Origin of the sequence: Corallococcus interemptor, assembly GCF_003668875.1 — a bacterium.
GTDB classification, from domain to species: Bacteria; Myxococcota; Myxococcia; order Myxococcales; family Myxococcaceae; genus Corallococcus; species Corallococcus interemptor.
In genome coordinates this window covers 1-8,144 of the sequence record NZ_RAWM01000210.1, presented here as the reverse complement: position 1 = coordinate 8,144, position 8,144 = coordinate 1, and the positions used below count along the sequence as shown (strand labels likewise).

At 71.2% G+C, this 8,144-nt stretch carries 11 protein-coding genes; 4 read left to right on the top strand and 7 right to left on the bottom strand.

The genetic code is table 11. The features are described 5' to 3' along the window. Nucleotides 1–124 precede the first annotated feature (124 nt). Nucleotides 125–442: a DUF3817 domain-containing protein gene (locus tag D7X96_RS37875; RefSeq protein WP_121771906.1), complete on the top strand. Its 318-nt coding sequence runs from the start codon at nucleotides 125–127 to the stop codon at nucleotides 440–442. 1 nt (nucleotide 443) lies between these two features. Here the strand turns inward: D7X96_RS37875 and D7X96_RS37870 are convergent, their stop codons facing one another. Next, nucleotides 444–830: a hypothetical protein gene (locus tag D7X96_RS37870; RefSeq protein ID WP_121725559.1), complete on the bottom strand. Its 387-nt coding sequence runs from the start codon at nucleotides 828–830 to the stop codon at nucleotides 444–446. A 210-nt stretch (nucleotides 831–1,040) separates the two neighbouring features. Here D7X96_RS37870 and D7X96_RS37865 point away from each other — a divergent pair, with 210 nt between their 5' ends. Next, entirely contained in the window at nucleotides 1,041–1,850 is an 810-nt protein-coding gene (locus tag D7X96_RS37865; RefSeq protein ID WP_120552926.1) for a Uma2 family endonuclease, read from the top strand. Here the strand turns inward: D7X96_RS37865 and D7X96_RS40575 are convergent. The 4 genes from D7X96_RS40575 to rsfS all read right to left on the bottom strand — a co-directional run bounded on the left by D7X96_RS40575 (nucleotide 1,837) and on the right by rsfS (nucleotide 4,832). Beyond that, nucleotides 1,837–2,538 carry a ComF family protein gene (locus tag D7X96_RS40575; RefSeq protein ID WP_208647439.1) on the bottom strand — a complete coding sequence of 234 codons (702 nt, stop codon included), beginning with the start codon at nucleotides 2,536–2,538 and terminating at the stop codon, nucleotides 1,837–1,839. The two genes, D7X96_RS37865 and D7X96_RS40575, sit on opposite strands and share 14 nt — an antisense overlap. A gap of 57 nt (nucleotides 2,539–2,595) precedes the next feature. Next, nucleotides 2,596–3,741 carry an RNA ligase RtcB family protein gene (locus D7X96_RS37850; protein ID WP_120552925.1) on the bottom strand — a complete coding sequence of 382 codons (1,146 nt, stop codon included), beginning with the start codon at nucleotides 3,739–3,741 and terminating at the stop codon, nucleotides 2,596–2,598. Between the two features lie 76 nt (nucleotides 3,742–3,817). Continuing rightward, entirely contained in the window at nucleotides 3,818–4,282 is a 465-nt protein-coding gene (locus D7X96_RS37845; RefSeq protein WP_014394001.1) for a 23S rRNA (pseudouridine(1915)-N(3))-methyltransferase RlmH, read from the bottom strand. Nucleotides 4,283–4,286: 4 nt separating this feature from the next. Beyond that, a complete protein-coding gene (rsfS, locus tag D7X96_RS40570) occupies nucleotides 4,287–4,832 on the bottom strand; it encodes a ribosome silencing factor (RefSeq protein WP_199747304.1) in 546 nt (181 codons plus the stop codon). 61 nt (nucleotides 4,833–4,893) lie between these two features. On the opposite strand from rsfS, the gene D7X96_RS37830 reads away from it, so the two are divergent. Further along, the gene (locus tag D7X96_RS37830; RefSeq protein ID WP_120552924.1) at nucleotides 4,894–5,208 is read left to right on the top strand and encodes a tetratricopeptide repeat protein; all 315 of its coding nucleotides are present in this window, start codon (nucleotides 4,894–4,896) and stop codon (nucleotides 5,206–5,208) included. A 21-nt stretch (nucleotides 5,209–5,229) separates the two neighbouring features. Here D7X96_RS37830 and D7X96_RS37825 read toward each other — a convergent pair whose 3' ends face one another. Then, a complete protein-coding gene (locus tag D7X96_RS37825; RefSeq protein WP_167510922.1) occupies nucleotides 5,230–6,300 on the bottom strand; it encodes a hypothetical protein in 1,071 nt (356 codons plus the stop codon). 121 nt (nucleotides 6,301–6,421) lie between these two features. Between D7X96_RS37825 and D7X96_RS37820 the strand changes: the two genes are divergently transcribed. Continuing rightward, on the top strand, nucleotides 6,422–6,964 hold the full coding sequence (locus D7X96_RS37820; protein ID WP_199747303.1) for a hypothetical protein: 543 nt from the start codon (nucleotides 6,422–6,424) through the stop codon (nucleotides 6,962–6,964). A 21-nt stretch (nucleotides 6,965–6,985) separates the two neighbouring features. Here the strand turns inward: D7X96_RS37820 and D7X96_RS37815 are convergent, their stop codons facing one another. Next, complete coding sequence (locus tag D7X96_RS37815; RefSeq protein WP_121771905.1) at nucleotides 6,986–8,035, bottom strand: coiled-coil domain-containing protein; 1,050 nt, start codon at nucleotides 8,033–8,035, stop codon at nucleotides 6,986–6,988. Nucleotides 8,036–8,144 lie beyond the last annotated feature (109 nt).

Below are 8,144 nucleotides of genomic sequence, written 5' to 3'. Positions count from 1 at the left end.
TGAGCGTCTCGTGGGCTCGGAGATGTGTATAAGAGACAGGACGGGGGGAGGAAGGGGCCAGGCGTGATGCGTCCGACATCCGGCGCCTTGACGGTGGGGGAGGGGGCAGGGGAGAGAGGACATCATGCTGAAGACCGCCCTGGGCCGTTTCCGCGCTGTCGCCTTCTGGGAGGGCCTGTCCTTCCTGGTGCTGCTGCTCATCGCCATGCCGCTGAAGTACGTGCTGAACATGCCCCTGGGCGTGCGCGTGGTGGGCATGGCGCACGGCGTGCTGTTCATGGCGTACCTCTACACGCTGATGATGGCGGCCATCGAATACCGCTGGGGCCTGAAGCGGATCGCCGTGGCCTTCGTGGCCTCGCTCGTGCCGGGCGGGACGTTCTGGCTGGATGCACAGCTGCGCGGTGAGGCGCTCGCGCTGGAGACGGCGAAGACGCGCTGATTCACCAGTGTTCGATGATGAATGGCAGCACGCCCATTAGCATTCCCCAGAGGAACGGAGGGGTGTTGAGCACGATGCCGATGACGGCGGGTACGACGATTCCGGGGCGGAGGCGTCCCTTTTCCCGGATGAGCGCCGCGACACCGCAGGCCAGTCCCAGCGTGAAGCCGATCAGGAAGATGATCAGCCACAGTGCGACCATGTCCGTCCTGCGCGCCAGGTAGATGCCCCCCCCGGTGAGGAAGGCCGTCAGCCAGCTGAGCTGGGCAAGGTATTCGCCCAGGGTGGAGTGGTTGCTGGGACGGATGGCGCCCGTCGCCAGCAGGTGCTTCCTGCACGTGCGGCAGTGCGCCGGTTCACTATCAGGAGCAACGCACGCCCGGCACATGAAGGCACCGCATCGCGAGCACTCCACCGCCGCGACCCTGGAATGCGTGGCACAGCGCGCGTTTGTCTCGTTCCCAGGAGTGGGGGCCGGTGTGGATGTCATTCGTCGCGAAGTATAGACGGCGGTTCGAGAATTCCTTGGCGCGTCGCTTGCTCAAGGCCTGCGCGGGGGCGATTGACCATGAAGGCCATCCGACACAGGCTGAGGGTCATGGGACGTCATACCGACAAGGTTGGAGACGCCTTCCCCCGGGCGCCTTCTCAGGAAGAGTGGGATCGGATGGGGCAGGAGGAGCGGGACCGGGTGGTGGCAACACTGCCGCATGAGGTGACGTACGAAGAGATGGCGATGCCCGAGGGGGACGACCATCAGGAGCCCAAGCTGCTCGCACGCGAGGCGCTCCGGGGCTACTTCAAGCGTCGTGGACGCAAGGCTTACGTAGGCTCGGAATTGCCTGTGTATTACCCGGCGGAGCGACGGTTCGCGCCGGACCTGCTGGTCGTGCTGGATGTGGAGAACCACCGACGGAAGAAGTGGTTGGTCAGCCACGAGGGGCACGGGCTCGACTGGGTGATGGAGATCCACGCCGGGGGCGACCGGAAGAAGGATGCCGAGTTCAACGTGAGCCGGTATGCCCGTCTGGGAATCCCCGAGTACTTCATCTTCGATGGAGGAAGGCTCACGCTGGAGGGCTACCGGCTGGCGACACCGGATGCGCGCAGCTACACGCGCATGGAATCCCGGAATGGTCGCTTCACCTCTGAGGTGCTGGGCCTCGACCTCCAGGTCGAAGGCGAGGACGTGCGTTTCTGGACAGGCAATGCGCCGTTGCTGGTCTCCGATGAGTTCATCGAACGTCTGGAAGATCAGACGATGATTCTGCAGCGGCGTGCGCAGGAAGAATCCCGGCGTGCCCAGGAAGAATCCCGGCGCGCGGATGAAGAATCCCGACGCGCGGACGAGGCCGAACGCCGCGCCAGGGAACTCGAAGCCGAGCTCGCCCGGCTCAGGCGAGGGTGAACGCCCTCGCCAGGGTCAGCACCTCCACGCGCGTGGCCCCTGCTTCCCTCAAGGCGACAGCGGCGGCCCGCGCGGTGGACCCCGTGGTGAACACGTCGTCCAGGAGCAACACCTCCTGCCCCTTCACCTCCCGCGACGCCACGAACGCTCCGGCCACGTTGCCCGCGCGCTCCACCTCGCTCAGCCCCACCTGCCTTCGCGTCTCTCGCGTGCGCGTCAGCCAGCCCGCCGGCGCCGTCCTTCCCGTGGCCTTCGCCAGCTCCCCCGCGAGCAGGTGCGCCTGGTCGTACTGCCGCTTCCGGAAGCGCTTCACGTGCAGCGGCAACGCGACCACATGCCCGGGTGAAGTCCTCAGGAACCGCCGCGCCTCGTCCGCGAGCAGCGCTCCCAGCGGCGCCGCGAGGTCCGGGTGGTCCTCGTACTTGAACCGGTGGATGGCCCTCGCCACCGGCCCCTCGTGCGCGAAGGGCGCCCAGGCCCTGCTGAACGGCGGCGGCACCGTCCGGCAGCGGGGACAGGTGCTTCCCTGGAACACTCCCGGCTCCGCGCACGTCCGGCAACACGCCGGCGGCAGCCGCTCCAGCGCCGTGTCACACGGCTCGCAGAACACCGCGCCCAGGCCCGGCAGCACCTTCGCGCAGGCCAGACACATGGGCGGATAAATCAAATCCAGCAGGGCCTTCCACATCACTGGGACTCCCAGGGACCGCGCATGGGCGCGTCCCCGGTGCGAGCCCCGTGCCGCTCACTCCGCCGTGCGGCCTCGCGTCTTGTACGTGAGCACCGGCGCCAGCGTCGCCACCACCCTCACCAGCCCCGCCTCCACCAGGTCCGTCACCACGCGGTCGATGGCCTTGTAGGCCGGCGGCGCCTCCTCGAAGAGCAGGTCCCGGTCCTCGCACACCACGTGGCTCTTGAAGGACGTGCGCGTCAGCGACTCCGCCGTGAAGCGCTCCTTCAGCCGCTCCCGCGCCGCCGAGCGCGTCCACTTGCGGCCCGCGCCGTGCGCCAGGCTGTACGCGCTCTGCTCTCCCGTGCCCACCGGCAACACCAGATAGCTCAGCGCGCCTCGGCTGCCGGGAATCACCACCGGCCCCTCGTCCCAGGGCGCCGCGCCCTTGCGATGCAACCACCCGACGCGCCCGTCCGCATGCCGCGCGGTGACGCTGTTGTGGCACACGTCCAACACCCGCCGCCCCGTCGCCCCAATCCCATCCAACGTCCGCCGCGCCACCAGTGCCCGGTTCGCCTTCGCCCACAGCACCGCGCCGTCATGCCGCTGGAGGTATGCGCGCGCTTCCTCCGAATCCGCCGCCAGTCCGCCCGCCGCGTGCCGGTCCACGTGCTTGCGCAGGATGCTCTCCCCCAACCCGCGCGACCCCGAGTGCACGAGCAGCAGCAACCGCTCCTCCCGCAGGCCCAGCGCCTCGAAGACGCGCGCGTCGTGCACCTCCTCCACCCGCTGCACCTCCGCGAAGTGGTTGCCGCCGCCCACCGTGCCCAGCGCCGACTCGAAGCCCGTGCCACTCGCGCCGTGCTCCGCGAGCACCGCCTCCGTGTCCCCCTCCCACGGCCCCTCCAAGTCCAGCTTCGCCGCCCACCGCTCCGCCTTCGCCTTTCGCACCGGCAGGTCCACGTCCCACAAGCCCATGCCACAGCCGATGTCGCTGCCCACGAGGTAGGGATAGAGGAAGCCCTCGGACTCGAAGGCCGCGCCCACCGGAGCGCCCTTGCCGGGGTGCAGGTCCGGCAGGCCCACCGCGAGCCGCATGCCGGGCAGGCGCGACACGGCCTCCAGCTGGCGGACGGCCTCGCCCTCCACCCAGGACTGGGGCGAGGCGATGATGCGCACGGTCGCGGCCGTGGAGGTTTCAGAAGAAGGCGTGTTCATGATGGGCGCTCCCGACGCGGGCGCTCCACGCGCCCTGACGCCTCCGGAGCCTGGGCCCCTGAGTCTGCCCGGCCGCCTACTTGTGGTAGGGCTCGCCCTTCAGGATGGTGAACGCGCGGTAGAGCTGCTCGATGAGCACCACGCGCGCCAGCCGGTGGGGCAGCGTCATCCGCGACAGCGACATCACCTGATGCGCCGCGCCGCGCACCGAGTCATCCAGCCCCTCGTCCCCGCCAATGACGAAGAGCAGGTCCTTCGAGCCCGTCTGCGCCTTGGCGACGTAGCGGGCAAGCTCCACCGAGTCCAGCAGCGTGCCGCGCTCGTCCAGCGCGACAATCCAGTCCTGCGGCTTGCGCTTGCCCAGGATGGCCGCGGCCTCCGCGGACTTCGCCTCCCCGGGCTTGAGCTTGCGCCCCGACGCTTCGTTCAGCTCCAGCAGCTCGAAGCGCGTGTAGTGCTCGAGCCGCCGCGCGTACTCCTGCACGGCGGGCTCGAACAGGCCGGAGCGGTCCTTGCCAATGGAGAGGAGGCGGACCTTCACGGGACTAGGACAGCTTCTCCCGGGGCGCGTCCGCCCACAGTCCGTCCAGGTCGTAGAAGGCGCGCACCTCGCCGTTGAACAGGTGCGCCACGACGTCGTCGTAATCCAGCAGCACCCACTGGCCCGTCTCCAGGCCCTCGGTGCTGATGGGGCGCAGCGGCTGCGCCTCCTGCTTGAGCTGCACCTGGACGTTCTCCGCCATGGCGCTCACCTGGCGGTCGCTCTCGCCGGAGGCGATGACGATGTAGTCCGCGTAGGACGTCATCCCGCGCATGTCGAGGATGACGACGTCCGTGGCCTTCTTGTCCAGCAGCAGGTTGCCAATGCGGCGCGCCAGCTCACGCGCCTTCGCGTTCTCAGCCGGCTTGGGAAGCGGGGGCGGGGCGGCGGGCTTCGGCGCCTTCTTGCGCGCGGCGGCGGTCTTCTTGCGCGGCGGCGGACGCACGCCCGGCTTCGCCTTCTTGGCGGCCGTCTTCTTGCGGGCCGGAGCCCGGGTCGCGCTCTTCGCCTTCGGCTTCTTGGATGCGGGGGTCTTCTTCTTCGTGGCCATGTGGCGGATACCCTATCGCACCCTTGGCAAGCTTCCAGCGCTCCTCTAATGGGTTCCGTCCATGAGCGACGCCCGCCTGGAGCAGTTCAAGAAGATGACGGTCCAGTTCCCGGAGGCCCCCATGGCCTGGTTCTCCCTGGGGAAGCTCCACCTGGAACGCAAGGAGTACGACAGCGCCATCCAGAGCCTGGAGGCCGCCGTCCGCCTGGACCCGAAGTACGCCGCCGCCCTCGTCTCCCTCGGGGACGCCTACGCGGGGGCCGGCCAGACGCAGAAGGCCAGGGAGGTGCTCACCACCGCCCGGGACCACGCGCTCGCCCAGCAGCATCCCAGCCTGGCCGAGGAAATCGACGAGCGCATCGCCGACCTGGACTGACGGTGCTCCGGAGCCGGGCTCCTAGTCCTGGTCCCGCCAGGTGAAGCCCACGCCGAACACCTGGCGCGTGTAGCGCAGGCCGTTGCGCGGCAGGCGCGTGCTCCACAGGCCCCAGGACACTTCCAAATCCACGCGGGCGGAGACGGGCCGGGCCAGCTTGAGGGACAGCGAGTTCTGCCCCTCGTCCTCCTCCACCAGGATGATCTCCGGCGACAGGAAGATGCCGTCCGGGTAGCGCGACAGGCCCAGCGTCCCCTGCGCCAGGAGCGTCACCCGCCAGGGCAGCCGCACCCCGGCGCTGCCCACCAGCCGGTGTCGCAGCGCCGTCTCTCCGAAGCTGTTGGAGCTGACCTCCTGGAAGGCATACGTGAGCGACAGCTTCACCGGCCCCCGGTACGTCCAGCCCGCGCCCGCCGTCAGCGCGCCGTCCTGCCGCCGCACGGGGGCCGGGCTGACGCCCGGGAAGGGCCGGGCGAAGGGGCCGTAGCGGCGCGAGCCCCAATCCCCAAACACACTCAGCGTGTGGCGCGGGGTGAGCCGGTAGCGGCCCAGCACGCCCACCTCCGGGCCGCCGAAGTCGGCCGTGTGGTCCGGGCGGTAGACGAAGCGGCGGGCGCCCAGGCGCAGGCGCAGGGCCAGGCGCACGTCCGGGGCGTACTCGGCGAAGAGGCTGGCGCCCAGGTCCGAGTACGCGCGGCTGCCGCCCCGCCGGTCCTTGGCGTGGCCTTCGGCGCCCACGCCCCACTCGGTGCCCAGCGCGAAGGAGCCCTCCAGCGCGCCCGCCTGCACCAGCGTGTCCTCGTTGCCGTAGGCCACGTACTTGCGCGCGCCCAGCTCGTAGCGGCCCACCACCTGGGAGCGCTCGCCGGTGCCCCGGCCTTCCGCCACGCCCAGCACGCTCATCGCCAGGTCCGCGCCGGGGCCGGACGTGGCGCCGTCGGAGAAGTCGCGCGGGGCGTTGCTGTCCACCAGCAGCCGGCCGGTGCCCCGGAGCGAGCCCTCCCACTCGGCCGCGCGCGCACCCGGGCCCCACGGGAGGCTGAGGGCCAGGAGGAGCGGGAGGAGGCGGCGGTCCAAGACGCCGCGCACCATACCCCGGCCCGGGGGCATGCCCACGCTCGCAAGTGCCCTGGACGGCCGCGTCGTCCCGGGGACAGCCGGGGAGCGCCCACGGTCGGTGACGCCGCACCCGGCCGCCCGGTACATTGCGGCCATGTCTTACGCGTCCTTCCTCGCGGTGGCGACCGGCCTGTCGCTCTGCGCCTGTTCCGCGGCGTCCTTCACCACGGAGGTCCAGGGGGAGGCGACGGTGCCCGCGAGCCCCGCCGGCACCCCCACGCTCCTCAACGCGTTTCCCTCCATCAGCAGCTTCGCCGCGCTGGACTTCAACGAGAACCAGGACTTCAAGAACCGCGACGTCACCAAGGACGAGGTGACGCGCGTGCAGGTGAAGTCGATGACGCTCAAGGTCCTGAGCCCCAATGACCAGGACTTCGGCTTCCTGGACTCGCTGGAGGCCGTGGCCCGCGCGGGCAACTCCGAGTCGCGCTTCGCGTCCCGCGACGGCATCGCGCGCCTGGGCCTGAGCCCGCCCAACCCCACGGTGGGGCTGAACACGGACGGCAGCCTGGACCTGAGGCCCTACGTGGCCGCGCCCAGCATGGCCATCATCCTGCGCGGCACGGGGCGCCTGCCGGAGCGCGAGGTGCGCGTGCAGGCCACGGTGGTGCTGGAGGTGGAGGGCGGCCTGCTGTAGCGGCTGCGCGGCGGTGTCGCGTCAGGGCGCCAGCGTCTTCGCGCGCTGCTCCAGCGCGCCCGCGCGCCCGTCCAGGTCGCGCGCCAGGGACTCCAGCCGCGCGGCCTCCTGCTCCAGCGAGGACAGGTCCTCCGGGCCGCCCGCTGCCAGCGCCTGGGCGCGCACCGGGTCCACCTGGGGCCGGCGGTCGCTGGCGGTGGCGCTGACGGACGGGGCCAGCCCGCCCGCGGGAGTCCCGCCGGTTCCCCCTCCGACGGAAGGGTCGCCCGAGTAGTTCGGCGCCTCCGCGGAGTCGCCCACGGTCACATCCTGAAACCGGCCGCCGCCCCGCTGGGTGGGCGCCACCTGCAGGCCCCGGTCGCCCGCCGTGCGCAGGCGCAGGCGGCGGTCCTGGTCGTCGAACATGGACTCCTCGCCCAGGAAGTCGTTCATGCGGCGGTCCAGGTCGCGCTCCTCGCGCACCTCCGTGATGCGCGCCTTCAGCGCCTGGAGCCGCTGGCGCACCTTGTCCTGGGTGTCGCGCAGCGCGTCCGCCTGCGCGAGCAGGTCCTCCGGATCATCCCCGCGCGCCGAGCCATCCAGCGCCGGCACCTGGGAGGCGGGCAGCGCCGCGCGCACGGCCTCGCGCTCGCCGCGCACGGAGCGCATCTGCTCCAGAAGCCGCGCGCGCTGCGTCCGGTCCGTCGTCGCGTCCCACGCCGAGCGCAGCCGCGTCAGCTCCTGGGACAGCGCGCCGTGCAGCGCCAGGTGCGCGCGCTCCACCTCGCCGTCCGCGCCGGACACCGACTGCGCCAGCCCCGTCAGCTCCCCGCTCAGCTCCTGCGAGCGGCGCAGCGCGGACTCCAGCTCGCCGCCCGGCGTGAGCTTCCCCTGCCGCTGGGCCTTGAGCGCTTCGATGCGCGCGGCCAGGCCGTTGAGCTCGTCACGCAGGCCCTGCTGACGGGTGCGCAGGCCGCGGGCCTCCGTGCGCGCGGACTGCGCCTTCGCGCGCGCCTCCTCCAGGCCGGACGCCGCCCCGGCGGGAGCAGCCATGAACAGGCACAGGAGGAGGGGGAGGGCACGCAGCTTCATCGGGGGGACGCATTCAGCAAGGCGGATGCCAGTCCTTCCCTCCTACCCCGTTCCCCCACCCGACGGAAAGCGCCGTGGTTCCGGGCACCTGCACGGGCAGGGTGGGGCG